Annotated in this window: 21 protein-coding genes and 2 tRNA genes; 11 read left to right on the top strand and 12 right to left on the bottom strand. The window is 61.4% G+C overall.

Annotated elements, in window-relative coordinates:
- Window positions 1-8: 8 nt before the first annotated feature.
- Entirely contained in the window at window positions 9-1,133 is a 1,125-nt protein-coding gene (gene mutY / locus AC0JZ8_RS18760; RefSeq protein WP_062453603.1) for an A/G-specific adenine glycosylase, read from the bottom strand.
- Window positions 1,134-1,225: 92 nt separating this feature from the next.
- On the opposite strand from mutY, the gene AC0JZ8_RS18755 reads away from it, so the two are divergent.
- From AC0JZ8_RS18755 to smc, 3 genes are all read left to right on the top strand, one after another.
- A complete protein-coding gene (locus AC0JZ8_RS18755; RefSeq protein ID WP_471893174.1) occupies window positions 1,226-1,738 on the top strand; it encodes a DUF721 domain-containing protein in 513 nt (170 codons plus the stop codon).
- Between the two features lie 288 nt (window positions 1,739-2,026).
- Window positions 2,027-2,731 (top strand): DsbA family protein, encoded by a 705-nt coding sequence (locus AC0JZ8_RS18750; protein ID WP_113109616.1) that lies wholly within the window; start codon window positions 2,027-2,029, stop codon window positions 2,729-2,731.
- A gap of 51 nt (window positions 2,732-2,782) precedes the next feature.
- On the top strand, window positions 2,783-6,244 hold the full coding sequence (gene smc, locus AC0JZ8_RS18745; RefSeq protein ID WP_471893173.1) for a chromosome segregation protein SMC: 3,462 nt from the start codon (window positions 2,783-2,785) through the stop codon (window positions 6,242-6,244).
- A gap of 275 nt (window positions 6,245-6,519) precedes the next feature.
- On the opposite strand, the gene AC0JZ8_RS18740 is transcribed toward smc, so the two are convergent.
- Window positions 6,520-7,500 carry a VOC family protein gene (locus tag AC0JZ8_RS18740; protein ID WP_062579471.1) on the bottom strand — a complete coding sequence of 327 codons (981 nt, stop codon included), beginning with the start codon at window positions 7,498-7,500 and terminating at the stop codon, window positions 6,520-6,522.
- 177 nt (window positions 7,501-7,677) lie between these two features.
- Here AC0JZ8_RS18740 and ppdK point away from each other — a divergent pair, with 177 nt between their 5' ends.
- The gene (gene ppdK, locus AC0JZ8_RS18735; RefSeq protein WP_192086908.1) at window positions 7,678-10,350 is read left to right on the top strand and encodes a pyruvate, phosphate dikinase; all 2,673 of its coding nucleotides are present in this window, start codon (window positions 7,678-7,680) and stop codon (window positions 10,348-10,350) included.
- A gap of 4 nt (window positions 10,351-10,354) precedes the next feature.
- Here the strand turns inward: ppdK and AC0JZ8_RS18730 are convergent, their stop codons facing one another.
- Window positions 10,355-10,624 carry a hypothetical protein gene (locus AC0JZ8_RS18730; RefSeq protein ID WP_471893172.1) on the bottom strand — a complete coding sequence of 90 codons (270 nt, stop codon included), beginning with the start codon at window positions 10,622-10,624 and terminating at the stop codon, window positions 10,355-10,357.
- A 146-nt stretch (window positions 10,625-10,770) separates the two neighbouring features.
- Here AC0JZ8_RS18730 and AC0JZ8_RS18725 point away from each other — a divergent pair, with 146 nt between their 5' ends.
- Window positions 10,771-11,139 carry a hypothetical protein gene (locus tag AC0JZ8_RS18725; RefSeq protein WP_471893171.1) on the top strand — a complete coding sequence of 123 codons (369 nt, stop codon included), beginning with the start codon at window positions 10,771-10,773 and terminating at the stop codon, window positions 11,137-11,139.
- 77 nt (window positions 11,140-11,216) lie between these two features.
- Complete coding sequence (locus AC0JZ8_RS18720; RefSeq protein ID WP_471893170.1) at window positions 11,217-12,113, top strand: DUF1499 domain-containing protein; 897 nt, start codon at window positions 11,217-11,219, stop codon at window positions 12,111-12,113.
- 7 nt (window positions 12,114-12,120) lie between these two features.
- Here the strand turns inward: AC0JZ8_RS18720 and AC0JZ8_RS18715 are convergent, their stop codons facing one another.
- Complete coding sequence (locus tag AC0JZ8_RS18715; RefSeq protein ID WP_471893169.1) at window positions 12,121-13,038, bottom strand: MBL fold metallo-hydrolase; 918 nt, start codon at window positions 13,036-13,038, stop codon at window positions 12,121-12,123.
- Window positions 13,039-13,232: 194 nt separating this feature from the next.
- Between AC0JZ8_RS18715 and AC0JZ8_RS18710 the strand changes: the two genes are divergently transcribed.
- Both AC0JZ8_RS18710 and AC0JZ8_RS18705 read left to right on the top strand, forming a co-directional pair.
- A tRNA-Gln gene (locus AC0JZ8_RS18710) sits at window positions 13,233-13,306 on the top strand.
- 252 nt (window positions 13,307-13,558) lie between these two features.
- A complete protein-coding gene (locus tag AC0JZ8_RS18705) occupies window positions 13,559-14,170 on the top strand; it encodes a helix-turn-helix domain-containing protein (RefSeq protein ID WP_162759497.1) in 612 nt (203 codons plus the stop codon).
- 264 nt (window positions 14,171-14,434) lie between these two features.
- Here the strand turns inward: AC0JZ8_RS18705 and AC0JZ8_RS18700 are convergent, their stop codons facing one another.
- Window positions 14,435-15,130: a DUF6656 family protein gene (locus AC0JZ8_RS18700; protein WP_113489988.1), complete on the bottom strand. Its 696-nt coding sequence runs from the start codon at window positions 15,128-15,130 to the stop codon at window positions 14,435-14,437.
- A gap of 522 nt (window positions 15,131-15,652) precedes the next feature.
- Between AC0JZ8_RS18700 and AC0JZ8_RS18695 the strand changes: the two genes are divergently transcribed.
- Complete coding sequence (locus AC0JZ8_RS18695) at window positions 15,653-16,825, top strand: polysaccharide biosynthesis/export family protein (protein WP_471893168.1); 1,173 nt, start codon at window positions 15,653-15,655, stop codon at window positions 16,823-16,825.
- Between the two features lie 345 nt (window positions 16,826-17,170).
- Here AC0JZ8_RS18695 and AC0JZ8_RS18690 read toward each other — a convergent pair whose 3' ends face one another.
- The 3 genes from AC0JZ8_RS18690 to AC0JZ8_RS18680 are packed head-to-tail and all read right to left on the bottom strand — an operon-like array spanning window position 17,171 to window position 19,895.
- Window positions 17,171-18,520, bottom strand: a complete 1,350-nt coding sequence (locus tag AC0JZ8_RS18690; protein ID WP_209900112.1) for a KpsE/RkpR family capsule polysaccharide export protein — start codon at window positions 18,518-18,520, stop codon at window positions 17,171-17,173.
- 2 nt (window positions 18,521-18,522) lie between these two features.
- Window positions 18,523-19,182 carry an ABC transporter ATP-binding protein gene (locus tag AC0JZ8_RS18685; protein ID WP_092661524.1) on the bottom strand — a complete coding sequence of 220 codons (660 nt, stop codon included), beginning with the start codon at window positions 19,180-19,182 and terminating at the stop codon, window positions 18,523-18,525.
- Window positions 19,179-19,895: an ABC transporter permease gene (locus AC0JZ8_RS18680; RefSeq protein ID WP_430243913.1), complete on the bottom strand. Its 717-nt coding sequence runs from the start codon at window positions 19,893-19,895 to the stop codon at window positions 19,179-19,181. Before AC0JZ8_RS18680 ends, AC0JZ8_RS18685 begins: the two co-directional genes overlap by 4 nt.
- 284 nt (window positions 19,896-20,179) lie before the next feature.
- Between AC0JZ8_RS18680 and AC0JZ8_RS18675 the strand changes: the two genes are divergently transcribed.
- Window positions 20,180-21,508: a capsular polysaccharide export protein, LipB/KpsS family gene (locus AC0JZ8_RS18675; RefSeq protein WP_471893167.1), complete on the top strand. Its 1,329-nt coding sequence runs from the start codon at window positions 20,180-20,182 to the stop codon at window positions 21,506-21,508.
- A gap of 36 nt (window positions 21,509-21,544) precedes the next feature.
- Here the strand turns inward: AC0JZ8_RS18675 and AC0JZ8_RS18670 are convergent, their stop codons facing one another.
- Complete coding sequence (locus tag AC0JZ8_RS18670; RefSeq protein ID WP_062453565.1) at window positions 21,545-21,904, bottom strand: hypothetical protein; 360 nt, start codon at window positions 21,902-21,904, stop codon at window positions 21,545-21,547.
- A gap of 284 nt (window positions 21,905-22,188) precedes the next feature.
- Here AC0JZ8_RS18670 and AC0JZ8_RS18665 point away from each other — a divergent pair.
- Window positions 22,189-22,265, top strand: a tRNA-Pro gene (locus AC0JZ8_RS18665).
- 59 nt (window positions 22,266-22,324) lie between these two features.
- Here AC0JZ8_RS18665 and AC0JZ8_RS18660 read toward each other — a convergent pair.
- From AC0JZ8_RS18660 to AC0JZ8_RS18650, 3 genes are all read right to left on the bottom strand, one after another.
- Window positions 22,325-23,491: a glycosyltransferase family protein gene (locus tag AC0JZ8_RS18660; RefSeq protein WP_471893166.1), complete on the bottom strand. Its 1,167-nt coding sequence runs from the start codon at window positions 23,489-23,491 to the stop codon at window positions 22,325-22,327.
- Window positions 23,488-24,738 (bottom strand): glycosyltransferase, encoded by a 1,251-nt coding sequence (locus AC0JZ8_RS18655; RefSeq protein WP_471893165.1) that lies wholly within the window; start codon window positions 24,736-24,738, stop codon window positions 23,488-23,490. The genes AC0JZ8_RS18660 and AC0JZ8_RS18655 overlap by 4 nt, the downstream gene beginning before the upstream one ends.
- A gap of 86 nt (window positions 24,739-24,824) precedes the next feature.
- Window positions 24,825-26,030, bottom strand: a complete 1,206-nt coding sequence (locus AC0JZ8_RS18650) for a glycosyltransferase family protein (protein ID WP_113109645.1) — start codon at window positions 26,028-26,030, stop codon at window positions 24,825-24,827.
- Window positions 26,031-26,086: the final 56 nt, after the last annotated feature.

Below are 26,086 nucleotides of genomic sequence, written 5' to 3'. Positions count from 1 at the left end.
TCCTGCTGTCAGTTTGGAGCTTTTGCGAAGGCGAGTGGTATAGCCTGGACGATTGCTTTTTTCATGACGGTCGGCAAGGCCTGGTTCTCCAGGCTCTCCACCGGTTCCCACCAGCCATTGTCCACAGCCACCTTGGTCACCTTCGCGCGAAAAATCGAAAGCCGCAGCTCGAAATGGGTGAAGACGTGAATGACCGTACCACAGGCCTGCCAGTCGGCAGACGGGATCGGCGCGTGATCGATCGTCGTGCCGCCATCGAGCCGCGCCGTCCATGCGGTCGTCGGCACTTCCGTCATGCCGCCCAGAAGACCGGTCTCGATGCGCTTTCGAAGCAGCACCTCGCCATCGGGCGTCACCGCCACGAAGGCAGCGCCTTGGCGAACAGGCTTTTCCTTCTTCGCGGCCTTCACCGGAAACCGCTCGGGATCGTCGCTGGCCAACGCCAGACAGTCGTCGCGGAACGGACAGAGCGCGCAGGCGGGACGTTTCGGGGTGCAGATCGTCGCGCCGAGATCCATCATCGCCTGGGCAAAATCGCCCGGCCGGTCCGATGGCGTCAGCTTCACGACCTTTGCCTTCATCACGGGCTTGGACCTCGGCAGCGGCGCGTTGATCGCATAGAGACGCGAAATGACCCGCTCGACATTGCCGTCCATCACGGCCGATTGCCGGTTAAACGCGATCGCGGCAACGGCCGCCGATGTATAGTCGCCGATGCCGGGCAGGGCGCGCAGGCCCTCTTCCGTATCGGGAAACACCCCGCCATGATCGGCTGCGACCGCTTCGGCGCATTTCTTCAGGTTGCGGGCGCGGGCATAGTAGCCAAGCCCCGCCCAGGCCGCCATCACGTCGTCGGAAGGGGCTGCGGCAAGATCGGTCACCTTCGGCCAGCGCTCGAGAAACTTTGCGAAATACGGTTTGACCGCCTGCACCGTCGTCTGCTGCAGCATCACTTCTGATAGCCAGATACGGTACGGATCAGGCCTGATCCCGGCTTTGGCAGCCGTCGGGCTGATGCGCCAGGGCAGCTCGCGGTGGTGCCGGTCGTACCAGGCGAGAAGCCTTTCCGCGTGGGTCGGGCCATCGGTTGGGCCATCGGCCGAATTCGTCGTCTTGGGAAGCGTCTGGAGCATCGTTTGCCGTTTGCCGCTGGAATGGCCTATAGGTATGCGTCAATGCGCCGGCATCAAGGACGGCACAACCTCAGGCGGCCAGTTATCCAGCGATGAATGCTCCGAAACCTCCGTTCCGCCGCAAAGGCGCGCTGCAGATCTCCGAAGTGGCGAACGGCATCATCGATCCGGTGCTGGCACGCCGCGCCGGCATATCCACCGCGCTGCTCGGCTCCTGGGACGCGATCGCCGGCGAGGATTTCGCCGATTGCACGCGGCCGGAAAAGATCGCCTGGTCGCGCTATAACGATGGCTATAGCGAGGGAGGCCACCAGCCTGGTGTCCTCACTATCGCCTGCGAAGGGTCTCGCGCACTGTTCCTCGGCCATGCCCAGGGCGAACTGATCGCCCGCATCAACGGCTTTTTCGGCTTTCCGGCGGTGCGCCAGATCCGCATCGTGCAAAAACCGGTGTCGCAGACCTTCAAGCATCCGCGCAAACTGCAGCCCCTCAAAGGCGAAGCGGCGAAACGGCTGGAGGGCATGATGGAGGGGATCGAAAGCGAAGCGCTGAAGAAAGCCGTCGCTAGGCTCGGCACCGCCGTTCTCCAGCAGAAGCGCAAGTAAGGGGATCTGGCCCACCCTCGCCACCCTCATTCCTGTGCTCGTCACAGGAATCCAGCCCCAAGTCCTTGGGCTGAAATAACTCTTTCCAGCGGGGAATATGCTTCGCCAGAATTGCTCTACTGGTCTTAGAGAAAACTCACATCAGCAGCAGCAATCAGCAGAACTATCCCCTCTCACCCCCATTTCGTCACAATTCTTTGAAGGGATTTAACACTCCACCGCTTGTCGGGGCCAAGTCGCCACGATACGGAATATCGAACTTTTTAAAATCTCGAACACGGGTGTTCCATGCAGTTGAACGATAAGACCATCACCAGACGCGCGCTTCTCGGCGGAGTGGCGGTCACGGCGCTTTGCCTGTCGCTGCCGCTCGGCATCTCCGACGCCTTTGCCCAGGCACTTCCGGAATCGCAGGGCGATGTGGATATGGCGGCGGCGCTGAAGCCTGGCACCCTGCCGGAAATGGCGCTCGGCGAAGAAAACGCCAAGGTCACCGTCATCGAATACATGTCGATGACCTGCCCGCATTGCGCACACTTCCACAACACCACGTTCGAGACGATCAAGAAGAACTATATCGATACCGGCAAGGTTCGCTTCATCATCCGCGAATTCCCGTTCGATCCGGTCGCGACCGCTGCCTTCATGCTGGCCCGCTGCAACCCGCAGAACCCGGCCGAACTCGCAACGTCCGCGCAGTATTACCCGATGGTCTCGATGCTGTTCAAGCAGCAGCGCGCCTGGGCAGCCCCTGCCGACAAGGATGTGCGCGGCGCTCTCCTGCAGTCGGTCAAGCTTGCAGGTTACTCACAGCAGAGTTTCGAAGCCTGCTTGACGAACCAGAAGCTTCTCGACGACATTAATACCGTCGTTAAGCGGGGCAACGAGGAATTCGGCGTCAATTCCACGCCGACCTTCCTGATCAACGGCAAGAAATACTCCGGAGATATGACGGTTGACTCCATGTCGAAGCTTTTCGACAGCCTTCTGTAAGATCGCCACCCCGGCGGGTAGGGGACCCGTCGGCGGGAGAAAGGGCGCAGCATGAAATTCAACAAGCTGCGCGTCGTGGGCTTCAAGTCCTTCGTCGAGCCGACGGAATTCATCATCGAGCGAGGGCTGACCGGCGTGGTCGGCCCCAATGGCTGCGGCAAGTCCAACCTTGTCGAGGCGCTGCGCTGGGTGATGGGCGAAAACTCCTACAAGAACATGCGCGCGTCCGGCATGGACGACGTGATCTTTTCGGGCTCGGGCAACCGTCCGGCCCGAAACAGCGCCGAAGTCGGCCTCTATCTCGACAATTCCGATCATACGGCACCCGCTGCCTTCAACGATGCCGACGAGATCCAGGTGTCGCGCCGCATCGAGCGCGAAAATGGCTCGCTCTACCGTATCAACGGCAAGGAAGCGCGCGCCAAGGATGTGCAGCTGCTGTTTGCGGATGCCTCGACCGGCGCTCGCTCGCCCTCCATGGTTGGGCAGGGGCGGATCGGCGAGCTGATCAATGCCAAGCCCCAGGCCCGTCGCCAGCTTCTGGAAGAAGCGGCCGGCATTTCCGGCCTGCATTCGCGCCGCCATGAGGCCGAACTTCGCCTGCGCGCCGCGGAAACCAATCTGGAGCGGTTGGAAGACGTCGTCGCCCAGCTGGAAAGCCAGATCGAAAGCCTGAAGCGCCAGGCACGCCAGGCTAACCGTTTCCGCATGCTGTCGGCCGATATCCGCGCCCGCGAGGCGATGCTTCTGCATATCCGCTTCGTTCAGGCCCGCGAGGCGGAGGCGGAGGCCGAAACCGCGCTCAACCAGGCCACCAACATCGTCGCCGAAAAGGCACAAGGGCAGATGGAAGCGGCAAAGGCGCAGGCGATTGCCAGCCTCAGACTGCCGGAATTGCGTGAGGACGAGGCAAAAGCCGGTGCCGCCCTGCAGCGCCTGCAGATCGCCCGCGGTCAGCTGGAAGAAGAAGCCGGCCGCCTGCTGCGCCGTCGCGACGAACTGACGCGAAGACTGTCGCAGCTTGCCGAAGATATAAGCCGCGAGGAACAGCTTGCTGCCGATAACACCGCCTTCCTCGAAAAGCTGGATGGCGAAGAAGCCGAGCTGACCGAGACGCTGGCAGATTCTGGTGCGGAAGCGGACGACCTGCGCGAGGCTTTCAAGGCCGCGGCCGCAACGCTTGCCGACAGCGAGAAGCTGTTTGCCGCAGTCACCGCCGAACGGGCCGAAGCGGCTGCCGGACGCAATGCGCTGGACCGGCTGATCCGCGATCTCGCCGAACGACGCCAGCGCCTCGACCGGCAGATGGCCGATGCGACTGGCGAACTCGACGCGATCGGACAAAAGCTCTCCGGCCTTGATGATCCCGCAGAGCGGCAGGACGCGGTGGAAGCCGCCGAAATCGCCGTCGAAGATGCGACGATCGCGGCGGAAGAAGTCGAGTCGGCGCTCGCCCATGCGCGCTCTAACGAACTGATGGCCCGCGGCCCGGTGGAAGCCGCCCGCTCGGCGCTGAACGCGCTCGAAACCGAAAAGCGCACGATTTCCCGCATGCTCGCCGCAGGCGCCCTGTCCGGTGGCTTCGTCCCCGTCGCCGAAATGATCCGTGTCGACCGTGGCTATGAGGCAGCGCTCGGTGCAGCCTTGGGCGATGATCTCGAAACACCTGTCGATGCATCCGCCTCCGCCCACTGGTCGATCAATGGCGACGGCGCCTCTGATCCCGGCCTGCCGGAGGGTGCGCAAGCCTTGTCGACCTATGTGACGGCGCCGCCGGAACTGGCGCGCCGGCTCGGGCAGATCGGCGTGATCTCGCAAGACGACGCCGAGAGGCTGATGCCGCTGCTGCGCCCTGGCCAGCGCCTCGTGACCCGAGAGGGTGCCGTCTATCGCTGGGATGGCCATATCTCGGGCTCCGAAGCGCCGGGTGCGGCTGCCCTTCGCCTGTCCCAGAAAAACCGTCTGTCGGAGCTGGAAGGCGAGATCGACGAGGCGCGCGATATCCTCTCGGAAACCGAGGATGCGCTGGCAGAAGCTGGCACCGCCATATCGATTGAGGAAAAACGGCTCGCCGAAGCGCGCGACCGCAGCCGTTTTGCCGCCCGCCAGTTGAGCGATGCCCGCGATGCGCTTGCCGCTGCCGAACGGGCAGCCGGCGATCTCACCCGTCGCCGCGATGTGGTTGCGGAAGCGGTCAGCCAGCTGACCGGCCAGATCGAGGATCTCGGTGTCCAGGAAGAAGATGCGCGCATCGAGCTCGAGGACGCACCGGATCTCTCCGCCATTGATGCCAAGCTGTTGAACCAGCAAAGCGTTGTCGCCACCGATCGGGGCCGTCTCGCCGAAGCGCGCGCCGCCTATGAGGGCCAGAGCCGCGAGATCGAGGTGCGCAAGCGCCGCATCGCCGCGATCGCCCAGGAACGTGCCGCCTGGGTCTCCCGCATCGCCAGCGCCGCCGATCATATCGGCAGCCTTCGACAGCGCGAGGAAGAGGCGCGCGACGAGATCGTCGATCTCGAAGCAGCACCCGAAGAATTCGACGAGCGCCGCCGCGCACTGATCAACGAATTGCAGAAGGCCGAATCAGCCCGCAAGTCCGCCTCCGATCGGCTGGTCGAGGCGGAAACCCGCCAGCGCGAGACCGACCGTATCGCCGCCACGGCCTTGTCGGAACTTGCCGAAGCCCGCGAAAAGCGCGGCCGTGCCGAAGAGCGTCTGGTCTCCGCCGCCGAAAAGCGCCACGAGGGCGAGCTGCGGATCCGCGAGGCGCTCAATGTGGAGCCGCATGACGTGATGCGCATCGCCGGCATCGCGCCCGGTGCCACGCTTCCCGACATCCGCGAGATCGAACGCGAAGTCGATCGCCTCAAAATGGAGCGCGAGCGGCTCGGTGCCGTCAACCTGCGTGCCGAGGAAGAGCAGAAGGAGCTTTCCGACAAGCTCAGCGCTCTGATCCACGAGCGCGACGACATCATCGACGCCATCCGCAAACTGCGTGGCGCGATCCAGAGCCTCAATCGCGAAGGACGCGAGCGCATGCTGGCCGCCTTCGATGTGGTCAACAAGCAGTTCCAGCGGCTGTTCACGCATCTCTTCAATGGCGGCACGGCAGAGCTGCAGCTGATCGAGAGCGACGATCCGCTCGAAGCCGGCCTCGAAATCCTCGCCCGCCCGCCGGGCAAGAAGCCGCAGACGATGACGCTTCTGTCAGGTGGCGAGCAGGCACTGACGGCGATGGCGCTGATCTTCGCCGTCTTCCTTACCAACCCCGCACCGATCTGCGTGCTGGACGAAGTGGATGCGCCGCTGGACGACCACAATGTCGAGCGTTACTGCAACCTGATGGACGAGATGGCCGCGTCGACCGAGACGCGATTTATCATCATCACCCACAACCCCATCACCATGGCCCGCATGAACCGTCTGTTCGGTGTGACCATGGCGGAGCAGGGGGTGTCGCAGCTGGTGTCCGTAGATCTGCAGACGGCGGAACTGCTGCGCGAAGCCAGCTGAGCCAGCGCTTTCCCGGTCAACCGGTCGCGGCCTCCGTATTTCTACCTACGTCAATTTACCCATATGGGACATCAGCGTCTCGGCGTAGTGTAATTTAACTAAAATCATATTGACGTGTGGTGCCTCGATGCCGCAAGTTCAGCATCGAAGTACCGCCGATATAGAGACCCCCCGCACGGGTTTTCCTGTCCTGTGCGGAAGGCTTTGCGGGGCCGATGTGATCCGGCCCCGCAAAGCGTTTTCATCTCTTTCCGACATCCGCGCCGCAGGCGTCTTTACAGCCCCGTCAGCCGCACATTCGTCCCCCAGGGGTCGAGAATGTCGATATGATCGACAGCCCTCGTGAAGCTGACCGACGCCTGTTTCAGCTTGTCCTTCAGCGCCAGCAGGTCGCTCTTTTCTGCAAATTCCAGCGAGAACCAGTCGAGCCCGGTTTGCGTCTCTTCCCGCATTCCCGCACCCGCGCTCTGCCAGGTGTTGAAGGCGAGGTGGTGATGGTAATGGCCGGACGAGAAGAAGCCCGAGTCGTCCCGGTTGCCGCGTGTCGATGACAGGCCGATCAGATCGCCATAGAAGGCCCGCGCCTTGTCGATCTCGCCGACCCGCAGATGGATATGACCGATCCTGAGGTTGGCGGGCGCTTTTGTGTAGGTGTCGCGGTTGATGTCGGTAGTGGCGACGATATCGTCCACGTCGAGCGCATTGGTGCCCATCGTCACCACCTCGCCCTCCCATGTCCACATTTCGTGCGGCCGATCCCAGTACACCTCGACGCCGTTTCCTTCGGGATCGGTCAGATAGACAGCCTCGCTGACGCTGTGATCGGCAAATCCTGTGATCGGAAATTGCCGCTGCGCCACATGCACCAGCCAGCGGGCGAGATCGCCGCGGTCCGGCATCAGGTAGGCAATGTGAAACAGACCGGCAGAACCCGGCGTCTCGAAGGCGGCCTCTGCCGAACGGACGAGATGCAGAAGCGGCGATCCCCCCGCACCCAGCACGACGCGATCGCCGGAAACATCATCCTGCTCGATGATCTCGAGCCCGAGCATGCCCTGGTAGTACGCGGTCATGGATTTGAGGTCCCGCACCCGAAGCGCCGCCTGATCCACATGGACAGGCGTCGTCACGGCAAAGGGCAGGGCAGGTGCAGCCATCGCCGCGCTCGTTCCTTCCGCCAGCAGCGCGCCGTTAAGGGCGGCCGTCGCAGACACGACACCCGCCAGTTTCAAAGCATTCCGTCTCGTGATGGTCATCGAAGGCCCTGCAGGTTCCGGCGGCGTTATAGAGACGCGCTAACCCATGCGCACGTCACTTTCCTGTCAGGCATGAGAACTCACCGATTTTGCTGCGCTGCAACATAATCCTGACGCATAATTCCCAAACGATCATAAACGCTGTAAATGCTTGAGAAGACTGGGTGGAGATGCGAAATGGCGAAATGGGTCTATCGCTTCGGCGATGGCAAGGCGGAAGGAGGCGCTGGTGACAGCATCCGTCTTGGAGGCAAGGGCGCAAACCTCGCGGAAATGGCAAGCCTCGGCCTGCCGGTGCCGCCCGGACTGACGATCGTCTGCGATGCCTGTACCCATTATTTCGAAAACGCCCGCATGCTGCCCGACGGTCTGAAGGCGGAAGTCCTCGATGGCATCGCCGCTATGGAAGCAATCACCGGCCGCCGTTTCGGCGCCGGCGTGCAGCCGCTGCTTCTTTCGGTGCGCTCCGGCGCGCGGGCCTCCATGCCCGGCATGATGGACACGGTCCTCAATCTCGGCCTCAACGACCAGACGGTGCAGGCGCTTGCTGAAGATTCCGGCGATGCCCGGTTTGCCTGGGATAGCTACCGCCGCTTCATCCAGATGTATGCCGATGTGGTGATGGGCCTCGACCACGAAATCTTCGAGGAGATCCTGGAAGACGAGAAGGCGCGGCTGGGACACGAATACGATACCGAACTTTGCGCCGCCGACTGGCAGCACATCGTCTCCCTCTACAAGCAGCTGATCGGAGAGGAACTGGAGACCGGTTTCCCGCAGGATCCGCATGAGCAACTCTGGAAGGCGATCGCTGCCGTATTCGCCAGCTGGATGAACCCGCGCGCGCAAACCTTTCGCATGCTGCACCGTATCCCCGAGGAATGGGGAACCGCGGTCAACGTCCAGGCCATGGTGTTCGGCAATCTCGGCTCCACATCGGCCACAGGCGTTGCCTTCACCCGCAATCCCTCGACCGGCGAGAAAGCCTTGTACGGCGAGTTCCTCGTCAATGCGCAGGGCGAGGATGTGGTCGCCGGCATCCGCACACCGCAATCGATCACCGAGGAAGGCAGGCTCGCCTCCGGTTCCGACAAGCCGTCGATGGAAAAGCTGATGCCGCAGGCATTCGCCGAGTTCCGCACGATCTGCGACCGGCTCGAAGCCCATTACTGCGACATGCAGGATGTGGAATTCACCATCGAGCGCGGCAAGCTGTGGATGCTGCAGACACGCAACGCCAAACGCACCACCCGTGCTGCGATGAAGGTCGCCGTCGACATGGTCGAGGAAGGCGTCATCACCGAGAGCCAGGCCGTCTGCCGCATCGATCCGCCCTCGCTCGACCAGCTGCTGCACCCGACCATCGATCCGCGCGTCGAACGCCATGTCATCGGCTCCGGCCTGCCCGCATCGCCGGGTGCTGCGACCGGCGAGATCGTGTTTACCGCCGAGGAGGCGGTCGAAGCCGACAAGGAAGGCCGCAAGGTCATCCTCGTGCGCATCGAGACCAGCCCGGAAGACATCCACGGCATGAACGCCGCCGAAGCGATCCTGACCACCCGCGGCGGCATGACCAGCCATGCGGCCGTCGTTGCCCGCGGCATGGGCATTCCTTGCGTCGTCGGTGCCGGCTCCATGCGCGTCGACCTGCGCAACGAGGTGCTTCTTGCCGCAAACGGCGTCAGCCTTAGGCGCGGCGAAATCATTACCATCGACGGATCCTCCGGCCAGGTGCTGAAGGGTTCCGTGCCGATGACCCAGCCCGCGCTGTCTGGCGATTTCGGCAAGCTGATGGCCTGGGCCGACAAGACCCGCCGCATGACCGTGCGCACCAATGCCGATACGCCGCAGGATGCCCGCGCCGCCCGCTCGTTCGGGGCGGAGGGTATCGGTCTCTGCCGCACCGAGCACATGTTCTTCGAAGGCGACCGCATCCACATCATGCGCGAGATGATCCTGGCGGAAACCGAGAAGGCGCGGCGCGCAGCGCTTAGCAAACTTCTGCCGATGCAGCGGTCGGATTTCACCGAATTGTTCGAAATCATGCACGGCCTGCCGGTAACGATCCGCCTGCTCGATCCGCCGCTGCATGAATTCCTGCCCAAGACCGAGGCCGAGATCGACGACGTCGCCCGCGCCATGGGCATGCCGCCGGCCTTCCTCGCCAGACGTATCGATGCGCTGCACGAGTTCAACCCGATGCTCGGCCACCGCGGCTGCCGGCTTGCGATCTCCTACCCGGAAATCGCCGAAATGCAGGCACGCGCCATCTTCGAAGCGGCGGTCGAGGCCGGAAAGACCACCGGCGAGCCGGTCGAACTCGAAATCCTCGTGCCGCTGGTCAGCCTGCGCAAGGAGCTGGATTACGTGAAGGGCGTCATCGATGCGGTGGCGAAAGACGTCGCCCGCGAAACCGGCGTGCCGATCGCCTATCTGGCGGGCACGATGATCGAATTGCCGCGCGCCGCCCTGCGCGCCCATGTGATCGCGGAAACCGCCGAGTTCTTCTCCTTCGGCACCAACGACCTCACCCAGACCACCTTCGGCATGTCGCGCGACGACGCGGCGGCCTTCATTCCCACCTATCAGCGCAAGGGCATTATCGAGCACGACCCGTTCATCTCGCTCGATTTCGATGGCGTCGGCGAACTGATCCAGCTCGCAGCCGAGCGCGGCCGCAAGACGCGGGCAGACCTGAAGCTCGGCATCTGCGGCGAACACGGCGGCGACCCGGCCTCGATCCGCTTTTGCGAAAACGCCGATCTCGACTACGTCTCCTGCTCGCCGTTTCGCGTGCCCATCGCAAGACTGGCTGCCGCCCAGGCGGCGATCGAGCGGACGAAGAGCTGACCGGTCAGTGGCGGTGAATATAAACCGGCCGCGTCACCACGATCGGCTGGCGCCCCATCATCGCATCGCTTTCCGCCCGCCATGCGCGTCGCTCGGCGCGGCGGTCGAGTTCGATATCGAGCAGGCAGCGCGCCATGGCATCGGTCCCGGGACGGAACCCAAAGCGCGCGCAGGACTGCTGATCCGCCGCCCGCCGCTCCTCCGGTGTGATGGTCTGGCAGGAAGTGAGTGCCGTTCCGATGACGGCCAGTGTGGCGAGAAGGGCAAGACGCATGACGGGCTCCAGATGATGGCTGCGGCACCCAGATGTCGCTTTCGCGGATCCCAACTCGGCACCAAACCTATAACGACGCAATGCTCCAGACATGTCAAAGCCTGTCACCAGTGGAGGTTGGATTGGCCCGGCACTCGTGTGACCGAATGAAGAAGGCAGGCATTGTTGCATGGGCGATCATCGCCGCCCTGTTTGCGTTCTACCTGATAACCAGCGTTCCATTTCCTTTTGTGCAGGCTTGGTGGCACGCTGCAGATGACGATCCGCACGACCGCTTTTCCAAACGCCACCGCATGGCCGACTGGCTCGTGGTGACAGGCGCATTGGAAGGCTTGAGCCGTGGCGAGGTCCTGGCGAAACTCGGACAGCCACCACCCACAGCCAAGTTCACGGACTATGATCTCGTCTATCACCTCGGCGATGAACGCGGCTTCTTGTCCATAGACTCCGAGTGGCTCGTGATGCGCCTGTCACAATCTGGGAACGTGACGGAAAGCCAGGTGATCCGCGACTAATAATCTGCAAGGATTCCATTCCCCGCCGCGCTGTTCTACAGAAGGAAAGAGACTTTGCATGGAGCCGCTTTCACACAATGACCGTCCGCTTTGTCCGGCCCGTTTCCCGCGCCGCCTATTTCGGGCGCAGGCTCGGCTTCTGCGCTTTTCTTCTGTTCGTGGTTTCAGCCGTTGCGCATCGGTTCGGGCCGCTGAACGAGCCGGATTTCGTGGCACTTGTGCTGTGTTCCGCAGCCATTGCGGCTGCCTCGGTACCGCTGTCGCTGCTGGGTCTCGCGCGGCTCTGGAGTGTCGGTGCAAGAGGAGGCGTTGCTGCTGCCCACGGGCTGGTGTTTGCAGCCGTCCCGCTTGCCGTCGTGGTGATGGGAACCGTGTCCTATCTCACGCTGCCGCCGCTTTACGACATCTCCACCGATATCGCCGATCCGCCTGCCTTCGTCTTCGAACCGACAGCTGACCAGCGCTTCCTGCAGCGGCGCCCGCCGATGGTCACGCCCACTGAGCGCCGCGCGCAGGTTGCCGCCTATCCGCGCCTCACCGGACGACGTTACGAAGGGGCCGTCGACCGCGTCTACGAAGGCGTCCAGAAGGCGCTGCGGTCCGCCCGGATCGGCATCGTCAAGACAGAGGGGCTGGAACTGGTGGAGCCCGACATCCTCACCCGTGCCGCGCCCCGCGACGAGCAGGCGCCGGTGCCGGATGTGGCGCCGGTGCCGCTGCGCCGGCCTGAACTCACGCTCGAGCCGACGATCGGCGCCGCCGGCGATGTGCTGCTTCAGGGCGAGACCCGCACGCTGGTGCTCGGCCTGCGCTTCGATATCGTGATCCGGTTGCGTGAAGATGCCGAGACGACATCCGTGGATCTGCGCGTCGTCTCGCGCTTCGGCCCGCATGATCTCGGCCTCGGGGCTGAAATTGCCCAGGATTTCCTCGATCGTCTCGATACCGAACTGCTCGGCATCACCGGTGGCTAAGCGCCCGTCAAGCCAGCGTATAGATGCCTGAAAGCGATGGCGGTCCGTCGGTTGCAACCTGTCCCTTGCCGATCAGGTCTTCCAGATGCGCCAGCACCGAAAGGGCGGCCGCACCATGCAGCCGCGGATCCGTCCGCGCATAGATCGCCGTCACCATATCCGGGATCAACCGGTCGCCGGCGCGGATCCGCTCCAGCACCGCACGCTCGCGCATCCGCCGGTGCGTCCGCAGGCCGCGCAGAAAAGAGGCGGGCTCCGTCACCGGTCCGCCGTGCCCTGGAAAGAAGATCCGGTCTTCGTCCCCGCGCGCCAGAAGCTTTTCGACCGACGCCATGAAATCCGCCATGGATCCATCCGGCGGCGCAACGATCGTCGTCGCCCAGGCCATCACGTGGTCGGCAGAAAACAGGATGCCGGAATTTTCCAGCGCGAAGGCGCAGTGGTTGGCGGTATGGCCGGGTGTATGGAGGACGGTCAGCGCCCACCCGTCGCCCTCGATCCTCTCACCATCACCGGCCGCGATATCGGGCACGAAATCGGTATCAGCGCTTTCAGCGAGCGGATTGATCTCGCCCGCGTGCAGGGAACGGGACGCCCGGTGCGGCCCCTGCGCCACCGTCAACGCCCCGGTCGCTTGGCTCAGCCGCCGTGCCAGCGGCGAGTGGTCGCGATGCGTGTGGCTGACAAAGATATGGCTGACACGCCGCCCCTCAAGCGCCGCCATCAAGGCTTCAAAATGCGCCTCGTCCTCCGGCCCCGGATCAATCACGGCCACCGACGATGTCCCGACGATATAGCTGTTGGTGCCATGAAAGGTAAACGGCGAGGGATTGCTCACCGTCAACCGCTGCACCCCTGCCGCGATCGTCACGGGCACGCCATAGGAGGGCGAAAAGGTCAGATCGAAATCAAGGTCTTCCGGCATGCTCAAAAACTGTCCTGCCGCCAAGGGCGCTTGTTGTCATCTCCCCGAGGTTTAGCACCCGATCAACGCCCGTAAACCCGAAACCCCGCGTTTATTCGTGACAATCCCGAATTTTGCCGTTGAGAGGGCGGCAAAGCTTTGCTAGAGCAAGGCCACTTCCGGTCCGGGCCAGCAATGATTTGCCCCCGACCTGTTGGGGCGTCGCCAAGCGGTAAGGCTCCGGTTTTTGGTACCGGCATCCCAGGTTCGAATCCTGGCGCCCCAGCCAATGCATCACGTTTCGTGCAAACCCTCCAACAAGTGACCGAGAAGCGCCTGGCCGCATATGGTCCTCAGATCCTGTGGTCTGCCGTGTTTTCCATAACTGACGACGTAGTTTATTTTAGACGAATGTAATTCTTTTGAAACCCTTGAGAGTTGCATATGCGAACAGGAAGAAATTGGTTCTTGTGTCGCATTAATGAGTTCATTCAATACAATCTCTCAAAGCCTTATCGATGTTTGGCTGCGGTCGGGCGAGATGGCAGACCCGGAAAGCGTGTATTCTAGCTTCGTCTCCAGCCTCTCCATCAAGATGGCGCTGTCCGTTGTCGCAACGGGAGACGAAGACCCGTATGACTGGCGGTTTCGGCGGGTGAGGGACTTTGGGTTCAAGAGCCATTTGCTTGGTCAATTGAGGCTGCAATTTCCCGATGCCAACCTTCGAGATCTCGATCGAGGCTTCGTCGATGAGGCCATCATCCCAACCTATTCCCGCTGTCTGCAGGTCGGGCGCCCGACGCTTGAGCTTGTCAGAACGAAGGTTCTCGGGGTCAGGATCGGCTACGAGCGACTGCTGCTTCCTCAAAAGTGCGAGGGAAGGCCGAACTGGTGTATCAGTCTGGTCGAAGGGCGGTTCTTTATTCCGCCGTCGAAAGAAGCAAAGACCGACATGACGGATGACAACATCATCCAGCTGCTGATCGAGGGGCAGACGACCAAGGAAATCGCCGAAGACCTTCACCTCTCGCCAAGGACGATCGAGCATCGCATCGACAAGCTGAAGGGTCGGTTCGAAGCCAAGAACCTCGTGCACTTGGTGGCAAAGCTCGTCGCCACGCAGATTGGTCATAGGGAAAGAGAGAACCCCTAGAGCGTTTCCTGGCAAGATTGAAGCATTCTGCTGCCTCGAACGATTGCAGATGGTTGCCCGGTCGGCGCCCGTCGTAGCCACATTCGACGGTCAAGTCGGCCGGGCGCTCAGGCCTCCCGATCCAGCCAACCCGATGGGCCGGGCAGCCTTTCGCCAGGATCAAAGCCGATCGGCTTTGACGTACCCACAGATATGCCCTTCGCCTTGCCTGTCCGAAATCCTGCGCCGGCAGGATGATTTACTCTCGCTGGGAAACGCTCTCGGTTACCGGTTTACAACCCGATTGATGGCAGCTCTTTCCCGGAGAGCCTCAAGCGACAATCCGGTACTTGTCGATGCGACATTGTAGAGGGCAGTGGAGATATTCTTGGTCTGGAAGGCCAGACCATTTTCGCCGAGCCGGTGATTGAAGCCTAGAAAATTGCCATTGCGGTCGAGGAGTACGTGGAGGCCGAAGAACATCTGGTCGAAGTCCTGGCTTCGCGGCTTGTAAAGATCTGTGCCGCCTGCGGACGTGTTGATCTCGCCGTCGAAATTCGCGATGAACATCTGCGTGACGGCGATGGCGTTGGGGCCGTGCTCGGTTACGACTTCCCCGAACTTGCAGGCTCCAAGATGCGGGACAGACTGCAGAATCGACGCACGAATTGCCTTGCGCATCCGGTGCCCTGTCGGAAGCGAAGAGGCGAAGAGGTGATTGGCATCGTCGCCGAGGATCGACAGGTTCTCCTTCGTGACAGCGATGACTTCTGAAAGAACCATGTCTGCGGCGAGCCGTCGAAACTTTTTGGCTGAGGTTGCCATCGGTTCCGGCTCGCCCGCTTCGCCATGAAACCAGCGTGTGTATTTCGCTGATGGGAGCGCAGCATCGCTAGAACTTGAGGCGGACAACGCCGTGCGCGAGATTTTCTTTACGTCGTCACCGAAACGGTCCCCGTACTGGAGCTTGGCTACACTCATGATGCCCTCTCTTCTTGCGTTGATGAAGAAGATATGAGTGCAGCCTTAAGAGGTTGCTCCCAGACGCTCCGTAGTTTCCCCCTCAATTGACGCAGGTCAACTTTCGCTAGGGGGCGCTTGCAGCATTTTGGAAAGGCGGTTCTTCGCAGCAATGGCAATGGCAATGGCAATGGCAATGGCATTCGGTATGCGGATAAGAATGGGTGCAGTGACACCGTGGTGCGCGGCTGCTGGAAGCGGGAGCGCTCCCACGCCCCGCGATGTTCTCGACTGGCACATAGGCGCAGCGGCCTTGATGTCTTAACCAAATTCCTTAGCCTTGCTTTAACCGCCGAAGCCTAGCGTCTGGAAACGGTTGAGGTGGTTAACTGAGACCGTAAAACCGCACCGATCCTAAATTTGGCAAGGGTAGGTGGCTGTCCACTTGTTGTTGAAGGCGCAGTGTGCTTTCAAGGGGCGTCCTTGCGCGACACCGGCCTTGCGTCGTGTCGGCCATCGACTTCGGAATCTGGAGTACTTGATTTGTTGCGAATGACTGCAGTCGTGTTCTGCGTGGCTTTGACGGGATGTCAGGCCGTTCCGGGGCAGGGGCCTTTGGCGTCGGCAATCACGACCGAGGGCGGTCAGTCCGCAGCCGAGTTGAATCGTCCGAATGCCGAGGTCTTTGACGTTGTCGACGTGGACAGCCGTTCCGCACGCCTTATCTCCGATTATGTCTCGACCGCGTTGAAGCGTCGATTTGGATTTGGCGGCGGCGGTGGCCGTGCCGTGATCGGCATCGGCGACCAGTTGCGCGTGACGATCTTCGAGGCCGGTGCAGATGGCCTGTTCTCGACACGCGAGTCGAAGCAGACCCCTATCGAGCTGGTCGTCCAGCCGGATGGCAAGGCCGCGATCCCTTATGTCGGCCAGGTGCGGTTCGCAGGCAAGACGCTTGAGGAAGCTCGCCAGTCCATTCTCACGGCGCTCCAGAGCAAGGCAGTCGAGCCGGATGTCATCGTGACAAGCGCAGACACGCCTTCACGCTCTGTGACGGTATCAGGCGCGGTGGCGAAGTCGTCGCAGACCCCTATCGGCCTCAGTGGCGACCATATCACCGATGTCATCGCCAAGGCCGGCGGCGCAACGGCGCAGCCCTATGAAACATATGTCACGCTTGTGCGCGGCAAGCGCACTGGCACGGTGCTTCTTAAATCGATCATCGACAATCCGAACGAGAACATTTTCGTCCAGCCGGGCGACCAGATCTTCCTGTCGCATGATTCGCGCACCTTCACGCTTCTGGGCGCGATCAAGGGCAACAGTCGCAAGGAATTCGGCGCGAACGACCTGAACCTTCTTGAAGCAGTTGCGATGGGCGGCGGCGGCGACGACGCGTCGGTCAATGGCAGCGGTTACTTCCTGTTCCGCTACGAGGAACAGGAAGTCGTTCAGAGCCTGCTCGGTCCTGCACGCCTCAATGCCATGTTGCGCAAGGGAATGAAGCTCAACAGAGACGGACGTTACCCGATCGTCTACAGGTTCGACATGAGCAAGCCCGACAGCCTGATCGTCGGCCAGACGTTCCCGGTCAAGAACCGCGACGTCATCTACGCGGCACGCCATTTCTCGGTCGACTTCACGAAGTTCCTGCGCATCATCGGCGCGCCGATCAGCACGGCGTATCAGGGCCAGCGCTTGCTGGAGGACTTGTAGCCCGCAGCCGCCGGAGCCCTCCCAAGGGATTTCGACGGTATCTTCAAGGGCCACTGCGACGGCGGAGCGCTGTTGCTTCATAGAGTTACGCCTAGGGCAGTGCCTGGCCCGTAAAGGGCTGCTGCGAGCCCGTATTCCCCATCACTACCTCTGCCAAACGCCTCGTAAGTTGTGCGCTGCCTGATCGCAGACCGCGCGACCTGCGGCCTGCAGAGAAGCCGGTCGGCAGATGGTTACGATTGAGAGCTCTCCGCGGTGCCATGACGAAAAATGCCGCCTTCCAAGGGAAGACGGCATCGATGATTGGCGTCGCGGCTTCAGCCGTATTTAGGGAATAGGCGAGGCCTAGTTCCTGTCGCGGATGTTGTAATACCCCATCACCACCACGCCCCACAGAAGCAAGCTGCCGATCAGAACCAGGAATGAGTTCAGTACGCGGGACGGATACTGCGCCATTTCCGAGAGGCTTGGACGAATGAAGACGGCCAAGTAGCGCTGCTTTGCGTTTGCATCGAGCCGCGCCTTCTCGAGGCTGGCGAGCGATGACGTGTAGGCACGTTCAGCAAATTCGCTACTGGTCTGCAGTGTCTCATACTTCTGGATACGACCGGCAACATCCGAGCCCGTAGCACTGCGGCCCTGCTTTCCGGCCGCGGTACCGCTACCGAAACGCTGCCGTTCCCGGTTAAGCTGGGATTCGAGGCTGGTGATCTGCGACCGCAGCACTCGGACGCGCGGCGTGTTTTCGCTCAACTGTGTCAATGCTGTGGACAGGTCCGTGCGCAACTGGACGAGTTGCTGTTCAAGCGAGCCGATCAACTGCGCAGCAAGCTTTGCACCTTCGACCGGATCAGCTTCCTGGGACGAGTCACGGTAGTCGCGCAGGGCTTCTCTGGCGCCGGCAAGCCTGTTTTCCGCCGTGCTAACTTCCTCCTGCGCCACTTTCAGGACTTCGGTACGGCCGTAAAGGGAAAGCTCGTTCACGAGCTTCTCGCTCTGGGTGATCACGAAATCGGCAATCTGCTGCGAATCCTCGGCCGAAAACGCCTTAACCTGAAGGTTCATGATACCGGATGTATGATCGAGATTGACGCTGATCATATTGCGCCAGTAGTCTAGCTTGTCCTCGATCGGCGCATCCTTCGAAATGCCGTAGAAAAAGTCGGATCCTCGTGGCGCAAAGATCTTGTCTATTCCGAACGCCTCGTCGATGGCCTGCACCATGCGCTCGCTCAGGATGAAGTCGAGGAGAACGTAGGAGTCCGAGATCGTGCTGCCGCTTGATGCCTGTCCAAATATGCCCATCAGGTCGGAAGCTTGGGCCGACTCGATGCTGCGCACAGAAAATGACGATGAACTGTGATACTGGTCTGCCGCTACGAACGCCATATAGAGCGAGCTCAAGGCCGTCGGGACAGCAACCGCTAGAACAAAGCTGGCGCCAATCACGAAATGTCTTGTTTTCAGCAGGCGCGTCTTGCCGACAGCGGCACTCGTCGAGACCGCATCTGAACTCGGCTCGGGTGCAACGACTTCCGGCTCCGATGGCGGAACAGGGGTGGCAGGAGCTTTGAGCGGGCGTTCCAGCAGTCCCTGAAGGAGAACCAGGTTCTTCGGCACCGGTCGCGGCTGGCGCAGCTCGGGTTCGATCCTGTTGTCGCCTGCACCGGCGATCTTCTGTTGCGCGTTGTCCAACCTCAATGCCTCTTCATATTGTTTTCGTGCACCGTGATGGCGTCTTCAAGTTTATCATAATACGTCAGCTTGCCGTCTTCCAGCACGATTCCGGTCTCGCAGTAATCCCGAAGCGTGCCAGCACTATGGGAAACCATGATAACATCTGAAGCGCTCAAACGCTCCTTGAATGTTTCCTTCGATTTCCGTTTAAAATTCGTATCTCCAACCGCAGTTATCTCGTCGACGAGATAATAATCGAATTTGACGCCCATGCTGACGCCGAACGCGAGGCGGGCTTTCATGCCCGATGAATACGTGCGCACCGGCGCCTGGAAAAAGGAGCCGAGCTCGGCGAATTCTGCGACATAGGCCACCAGTTCTTCCGTATCGACCCCGTAGATCCTCGCAACGAAGCGGACATTCTGTTCGCCGGAAAGATTGCCCTGGAAGCTGCCCGCGAACCCAAGCGGCCACGAAATTTTCCCCTGCCGGGTGACCTTGCCAGAGTCGAGATCCAGCGTCCCTGCGATGATCTGCAGCAGGGTCGATTTTCCGGCGCCGTTGCGGCCGAGCAGTCCCACGCTCTTACCACGCGGGATCACAATGCTCGCATTGTCTATGATCGTCTTCGAAACGCCCTTCATCCGGACACGTTTCGTGGCCTTGTCCAGCTTTATCATCGTGCTCTCAACACGCCTCTCGAAATGGTGAATATCGCCATGCCTGCGAACAGCAAGACGGTCGTGACGCGGAGGAGATAGTCCAGATCGAAGCCTATCGCCCGATATTCTGGATAGAGTCCGGTCCGAAACAGCATGACAAGATGTGCAATCGGGTTGATCAGAATGGCATCACGCGCCACGGGTGGCAGTGAATCCGGTAGGTAAAAAATCCCTGAGATCAGGAACAGCGGCCGGCTGACGATGCCGAAAATCTTGTCGTACAGTGGAAATCGCTGGAACAGCACATTGTTGGCGAGCGCGAGCCCGAGCGCGATGAGGCTGCCGAGGCTAATCGCTGTCAGGATCGGTGACAACCGGATCGTCGGCGTTGTTTTCAGCTGCATGATCAGCGGTGCAATGATGCAAATCGCAACCACGCAGGTCGTGCAGAACTGCAACGAGAAGCGGGCCGCGATCGTGTCGATCGGAGCAACATTTGGATAGCTCAGCAACGGCCGGTTGGCATTGACGGCGCTGTTTAGATAGCCGGCCATTGCCGCATAAAACTGGAAACAGACAAAGCCGCTGGCAAAGAACAGTGGGAAACTGGTTCCCAGTGCAGGCTTGTGCGCGATCGCCATGAAGATCAGCGACATGAACGCGATATAGGCGATAGGCTCAAGCAGCGCCCACAGGTATCCGCCCGGGTTCTTTCCGAACCGGGTCGACATCTCTCGGATGACGAGAGCTGTCACGACGCGCAAGTGGGACGTAAAGTAGTACAAACGACCTCGTGATTTGCTCGCGGGTTGAAACTGGACTTGCCACGCCGCCGCAGGGCATGTTCTTGCACCTAAAATATGTCATTTGAAGGGAATACGCCAGTGGTTCGAATCATGCCGATTGAAAGGCGTGCCAGCGATCCCTGTTGACCTAATGACCTCCACCAACCATTCCCGTAGACCTTACCCATCGCACCAACACCAACACACCCAACGAAGGAACCCAATCGAGGATGATTGCCGCTGGAGCGCTGGACCTTAGTGGACGATCCGTGTTTGCGGTGCATATCCGGCGCTGGAAGCGGGCGATGCTGGAGGCGTATTTTCCGGAAACGGAGTTTCGGTACCTGCCGCTTTACCTGAATGACCGGACGTTTATGCGCGACTGGCAGGATGCCATTCTTGCGACGCCCGGCGCGACCCTGCTGGTCTGGAGCCGGAATGTCTCGGATGCCATCCTGGAATTCGCGCATTCCAACCATATCCCGGTCGTGTTTCTGGAAGACGGGTTCATCCGCTCGCTGGTCGGCAATGCCAGCAAGAGCCTGCCGTTCTCGCTCACACTTGATAGCCGCACGCCCTATTTCGACAGCCGCCAGCCTTCCGATCTCGAAGATATCCTGAACAGCTATGATTTCGATGCCGACCCTGATCTGATGGAGCGGGCAAGGGCCGGCATCGATCTTCTGCTCCGGTCCGGCCTCAGCAAATACAATGCCGCTGCCCGACAAGGCGCAGGAGCAGATCTCCTGGCGGCAAGGGCTGTACCGGCCGATGCTGTGGTGCAGGCGCAACGTCGCATCCTTGTTATCGGCCAGGTGGAGGACGACGCGTCGATCCGCTTCGGCTGCGATCGTCCGTTTACCAACAACGACCTCGTGCGGTTGGCAGCCACGGAAAACCCGGATGCCGAAATCCTCTACAAGCCGCATCCCGATGTTCTGAACGGTGTCCGTCGGCAGTGGTCCGATCCGTTAGACGTCGCCCATCTCGCAACAATTGTCTCCGCGCCGGTGTCGCTTCCGGAGCTTCTCGCGCGCGCCGATCATGTCTACGCCATAACGTCGCTCGCAGGTTTCGAAGCGCTGCTGCGGGGCCTTCCCGTGACGCTGGCTGGATGTCCGTTCTATGCCGGGTGGGGCCTGACCGACGATCGGCAGCCGAACCCGCGGCGGGGCCGCAGGCTTACTATCGAACAGCTGTTCGCCGCGGCCTATCTTTTCTATCCGCGCTATTTCAATCCAGTCGATGGAACCCAGATCGATTTCGAAACCTGTCTGGCGCTGGCGCTCCAGTGGCGGGAAAAGGGCATGCCGGAAACTCAAATCAGGGAAGTGCCGATACCGGCGCGGCCGGGCTTCGCGATGAGGGGGGCCTATGGCCTGTTCGGCTGGCGGCATCTGCTGACCGTGCCGATTGCTTGGCTAATTGCTAAGGCGGGGTCAGAGCAGGATGCGCGCGATTTCCGCCGGAACCCGATCCTGTTCTTCCGCGAGCTATCCAATCCGTGGCTGAGACGCCTCGGACGGATCCTCTATCCCCTCGATGGGGAGAGCCGTTGAGCGGGCATCGCCGAGTGACGGCGATGCCCGTTCCATTTACTTCTTCGGCAGCAGCAGTTCTTCGCAATAGCTTGGGCCAGTGGAGCCGGGACGATCTGCGGTGATGGTGATGTCGCGGATCGTGTAGCTTTCGGAAACAGTAACCTTGGCCGAGCAGCTAACGCTTACCGATTTGCCGTTTGCAAGCTTGATGCGGGTATAGCCGCCGCGCCAGTTGTAGATCGTCGAGCTGCCGCTATCGACATCGCTCAAGGGTGGGCTGAACTTGGCGAAGAACTCACCAGCCGAACGGCCGGTCCAGTAGGTGTTGATCGGGCTGCTGGCAACGCTGACAGTGGTGCATGCAGAAAGCGCTACCGCGAGAACGGCGGTCAAGGGGAACAGGCGGCGGCTCATAATCTTCAACAAATCCTCTTGCATGTGGTGATCGCCCCAGACAATGCCTGCCAGGCAGGGCTTTTGAGATGGGCAAAGCTTTGATCTCGCACTAACAGATTTCCGCTGCCTGTCGCGACATCATCTTTCCAAACAGCTCTCAATTTTCATCCGAGCCGCTTTTTTGCAACGCCTTGTTCTCGAGGTATTTGAAGCGATGATCAGGCCTGCACGAGACCTCATATTTTTTCAAAGCACACGCTTGTGCAACGGAAAATGCCGGTTTATAGAGGCGCCACTGGTCACGGAGTGTAGCGCAGCCTGGTAGCGCACGTCGTTCGGGACGACGGGGTCGGAGGTTCAAATCCTCTCACTCCGACCAGTTTGACCCTTGTCCCGCAAGGCTCCTTCCCGAAAAAGCTCACTTCACAAGCGCGCGTTTCATCCACGCCCATCCAGCATCCCCGCCACAATCTCCGCCGACCTCTCCGCTCCATCCAGCGAAAACGGCAGTTCCTGAACGCCAGTGATCCCGCTCGCCCTTCGGATGGCCTCTGCCAGCGCTTCACCGGTCAGCGATGCCTCGTCCACCACTTGCGCAAGTCCGAGCGCTTTGAGCTTTTCGGCGCGCACAGTCTGCTCAGTCTCGCCGCCGGTCGCGAACGGGATGAGGACTGGCCGGCAGGTGGTGCGGAACAGGTCGCAGACGGTGTTGTAGCCGGCCTGCGAGACAGAGATTTGGGCATTTGCCAGAAGCGACGGGAAGTCGGGGCGGAAACGGATGACCGTCACGCGGGAGCCGGCCTCTGCCGAGATCCGGTCGAAATCCTCCGCGGGAAGATTGGGCCCGGTGATGACGCACCAGCTGCGGCCGTCGTTGAGAATGCGCTCGGCTTCCAGGGCCGCGCCGATCAGCCCCGCACCGACGGCGCCGCCGCCGGCGGAGACCAGCACGTCGAACCGGTCGGGCGAGGGGGTGGGCGTATTGGGTGCGACGAGGCCGGTATAATGGATCTTGCCCGCAAATTCCGACGCCCTGCGAAAAGTCTCCTCAAGCTTCACGAAGCCCGCATCGCCATGCACCAGCACGCCGTCGAAATGATCCCGCATCAGGGCAATCGTCTCGTCGTCGCGGCCGGATTTGCGGTTCTCCTGCAGAATGTCGCGCACGGAGGCAAGAAGCAGCGGATTTGGCTCGGCAGACCTGATCGCGTCCAGCAGCGGCAGAAGTTCGAACCGCATCTGCCGGCGACCGAAGGGAAAGGCCTCGGTGATAACCACATCAGGCTTCAGGTCGTGAAAGAGATCGAGCAGCAGGCCGGTGCGATGGGCCTGGAAAGCCTCGTCCACTGGCTCGCCGGTCGTGGCATCGCTAAGCGATGAAAATCCGCTATTGGAGGCGACCACCGGCGGCAGCTGCACATGCGCCATGCCTGCAGGCGGAAAGCCTTTCACCGGCGTGCCACCCGTCACCAGCGTCACGTCGAACCCGGCGCTCTGCAGTGCCGTGGCAACGCGGCTTGCCCGAACGATATGGCCGATACCCAGCAGGTGCTGCACATAGAACAGGACGCGCCGGCCCTTGCCGATCGAGGTACCGTTGTTCATCGGTGGGTCTCCAGGCTTGCAAAGCTCTTGGTGAACAGCCGCTTGAGGTCGGCAATGCTGGTATGGTGGTCGAAGTCGTGGCGCACCTTCGCCTCGGCGGCCTGACCCAGGCGCTGGCGAAGGTCAGGTTCGCGGATCGCTTTTTCGAGCGCTGCCGCCAGCGCCACCGGATCTTCCGGCGCAACCAGCAGTCCGTTTTCCCCATCGACGAAAAGTTCGGTAATGCCTGAAATATTGGTCGCCACCACGGCAAGGTTCTGGCTTGCGGCTTCCACCATCACGTTGGGCAGGCCGTCGCGATCGCCGTCGGCGGTAATCCGGCAGGCGAGCGAGAAAAGGTCGCTGTCGCGGTAATGCTCCAGCACCTCGCGCTGGTCGAGCGCGCCCTTCCAGGTGATGCGGGATGCGATCCCTAAGTCTTCGGAAAGTGCCTTCAGGGGGGGAAGCTCGTCGCCGCCGCCGATATGGGTAAAGCGCCAGGCAAGCTCCTGCGGCAGCAGCGCGAGTGCGCGCAGAAGCGTGTCATATCCCTTCTTCTTCACCGCCCGGCCGACGCTGACGATCCTCACCGGATCATCCGGGTCGCGCCCGTCGCGGGCAGGGCGGGTACCTGCAAAATGCGGGAACCGGTCAAGATCCAGCCCGTGATAGCTCAGATGCACGTTGTGGCGGGAGGAAAGGCTCTGCAGCCGCTCATGGCCCGCCTTGGTGCAGGTGACCGTCCAATCAGCCTCGTCGAGCTTGTCGGAGAGATCCCAGGGCTCGGACGTCCAGATATCCTTGGCATGCGCCGAAACGGTAAACGGGGTGCCGCTCATCCGGCTTGCATAGCGGGCAACGGCTGCCGGCGTGTGGATGAAATGCACATGCAGCCAGCCCGCATCGTCAGGCCATTCCGCTACCAGAACCGCAGCCTGTCCGAAACGCCGGAAGCGGTTGCGCGAGAAATCGCGCGGCAGGTCGCGCAGGAACGCCTTGAGCGCGGAGCCGAAGCCCGGCAGCGTCGCGACCTTCATGAGCGCCTTTGCCACCCGCACCGGCTCCTCGTGCAGGTATTCCGGCAGGTAGCTCACCGGCGCCCTGATCTCGTCATGCACCGGATGCCGCTTCTTGTCGGTCGGGCGGCGCATGGCCACCAGCTTCAGGGTAAAGCCTGCCCGTTCCAGCCCCAGCAGTTCCTGGGCGATAAACGTTTCCGAGAGCCGCGGATAACCTTTCAGCAGCACGACGATGGTCTTGTTGGTCATGTCAAAGCAGTTCCAGCAGAAATGCGCAGCGGGTTTGCACCCGGGCCGTTTGGCAGCGGCACTGCGTCCGGTCAGGAGAGGGCGTGTTAGCCTTGCGCAATCGCAAGGTGGCGTCCCTTGTTCTTCATCCACCCTTCGACGATCTCGCCGATATGCGGCAGGCCTTCCATCTGCAAGCCGGGTGCCGTCACCGAGGGCGGGTCGCGCTTCCACAGCGCCTTGATCGCGGCTGCAAATTTCGTGGCATCGGCACTGTCGTCGGCAGACAGCATGTCGACGAGACCGAGCTCCGCGCCGCGTGTCGCACGGATCAGCTGTTCCTCGCGCGGCTGCGTGCGCGGCACGATCAGCGCCGGCTTGTCGAATGACAGGATCTCGCAATAGGTGTTGTAGCCGCCCATGGCGATTACCGCCTTGGCGCCGGCGATCCGGTCTTCCATGCGGTTGTCGAACTCGATCACCTCAAGGCGCGGATCGTCCTTGCAGGCTTCGGTAAACACGGCGCGCTGCTCGGCCGGCATGTAGGGCCCAAGCACGATCACCGTCTTGTAGGTCAGCGCCGGATCGGCCTGATAGGCTGCAATCACGTCGCGCACCAGATCTGCGCCATCGCCGCCGCCACCGGTCGTCACCAGCAGGTAATCCTCGTCCGCATCAGTTTCCGGCACGGCACCGGAGGTCACCTTGCGCTGCAGGAAGCCGACGAAATGCATCTTCTGGCGCACCGACGCCGGCGCATCCAGCCCTTCGAGCGGATCATGAAACTCCGGCGGGCCATAGACCCACACGTCGTCATAGAGCTGGCCGATCTTGCGCAGCGTATCGTGGCGCTCCCATTCGGCCTTGAGCAGATGCGGCGCGTCCATCACGTCGCGAAGGCCGAGCACCAGACGTGTGCCCTTGGTCTTCAGATAGACCAGCGTGTCCTCCACTTCGCCGCGAAGGCCAAGCGGCTCCTTGTCGACGATGAAGATGTCGGGCTCGAAGCTTTCGGCGGTATGGCGAATGCTGGAATGGCGCATCTTCAGCGTCTCGGCCAGATCGATATGCTGGTCCATCGACGTGTAATCGCCGTTGTGCAGCTTGATCACGCTGGGGATCTTCACGAAATCCACGCGGGCGCGATAATCGAAGGCACCGGCAATCGTCGCGCCGGAAATGATCAGCACCTGCACGCCGCGATAATTCTCCACCAGCGAATGAGCGATGGTGCGGCAACGGCGCAGGTGGCCAAGCCCGAACGTGTCATGGCTGTACATGAGAATGCGGGCATTATTCAGATGTCGCGGCATGCCCGAAACTCCTACCGGCAACGATGTGTCTGACAAAGCGGCGTGCCGCAGCAGTC

Source organism: Velazquezella soli, assembly GCF_977018685.1.
Note: the sequence above shows the minus strand (reverse complement) of the source record. Positions and strands in the feature narration are given on the sequence as shown.

Coding starts and splice junctions, on each gene's coding strand:
- mutY (WP_062453603.1), bottom strand. CDS start 1,133: ATGCTCCAGACGCTTCCCAAGACGACGAATTCGGCCGATGGCCCAACC.
- AC0JZ8_RS18755 (WP_471893174.1), top strand. CDS start 1,226: ATGAATGCTCCGAAACCTCCGTTCCGCCGCAAAGGCGCGCTGCAGATC.
- AC0JZ8_RS18750 (WP_113109616.1), top strand. CDS start 2,027: ATGCAGTTGAACGATAAGACCATCACCAGACGCGCGCTTCTCGGCGGA.
- smc (WP_471893173.1), top strand. CDS start 2,783: ATGAAATTCAACAAGCTGCGCGTCGTGGGCTTCAAGTCCTTCGTCGAG.
- AC0JZ8_RS18740 (WP_062579471.1), bottom strand. CDS start 7,500: ATGACCATCACGAGACGGAATGCTTTGAAACTGGCGGGTGTCGTGTCT.
- ppdK (WP_192086908.1), top strand. CDS start 7,678: ATGGCGAAATGGGTCTATCGCTTCGGCGATGGCAAGGCGGAAGGAGGC.
- AC0JZ8_RS18730 (WP_471893172.1), bottom strand. CDS start 10,624: ATGCGTCTTGCCCTTCTCGCCACACTGGCCGTCATCGGAACGGCACTC.
- AC0JZ8_RS18725 (WP_471893171.1), top strand. CDS start 10,771: ATGAAGAAGGCAGGCATTGTTGCATGGGCGATCATCGCCGCCCTGTTT.
- AC0JZ8_RS18720 (WP_471893170.1), top strand. CDS start 11,217: ATGACCGTCCGCTTTGTCCGGCCCGTTTCCCGCGCCGCCTATTTCGGG.
- AC0JZ8_RS18715 (WP_471893169.1), bottom strand. CDS start 13,038: ATGCCGGAAGACCTTGATTTCGATCTGACCTTTTCGCCCTCCTATGGC.
- AC0JZ8_RS18705 (WP_162759497.1), top strand. CDS start 13,559: ATGGCAGACCCGGAAAGCGTGTATTCTAGCTTCGTCTCCAGCCTCTCC.
- AC0JZ8_RS18700 (WP_113489988.1), bottom strand. CDS start 15,130: ATGAGTGTAGCCAAGCTCCAGTACGGGGACCGTTTCGGTGACGACGTA.
- AC0JZ8_RS18685 (WP_092661524.1), bottom strand. CDS start 19,182: ATGATAAAGCTGGACAAGGCCACGAAACGTGTCCGGATGAAGGGCGTT.
- AC0JZ8_RS18680 (WP_430243913.1), bottom strand. CDS start 19,895: ATGTCGACCCGGTTCGGAAAGAACCCGGGCGGATACCTGTGGGCGCTG.
- AC0JZ8_RS18675 (WP_471893167.1), top strand. CDS start 20,180: ATGATTGCCGCTGGAGCGCTGGACCTTAGTGGACGATCCGTGTTTGCG.
- AC0JZ8_RS18670 (WP_062453565.1), bottom strand. CDS start 21,904: ATGAGCCGCCGCCTGTTCCCCTTGACCGCCGTTCTCGCGGTAGCGCTT.
- AC0JZ8_RS18660 (WP_471893166.1), bottom strand. CDS start 23,491: ATGAACAACGGTACCTCGATCGGCAAGGGCCGGCGCGTCCTGTTCTAT.
- AC0JZ8_RS18655 (WP_471893165.1), bottom strand. CDS start 24,738: ATGACCAACAAGACCATCGTCGTGCTGCTGAAAGGTTATCCGCGGCTC.
- AC0JZ8_RS18650 (WP_113109645.1), bottom strand. CDS start 26,030: ATGCCGCGACATCTGAATAATGCCCGCATTCTCATGTACAGCCATGAC.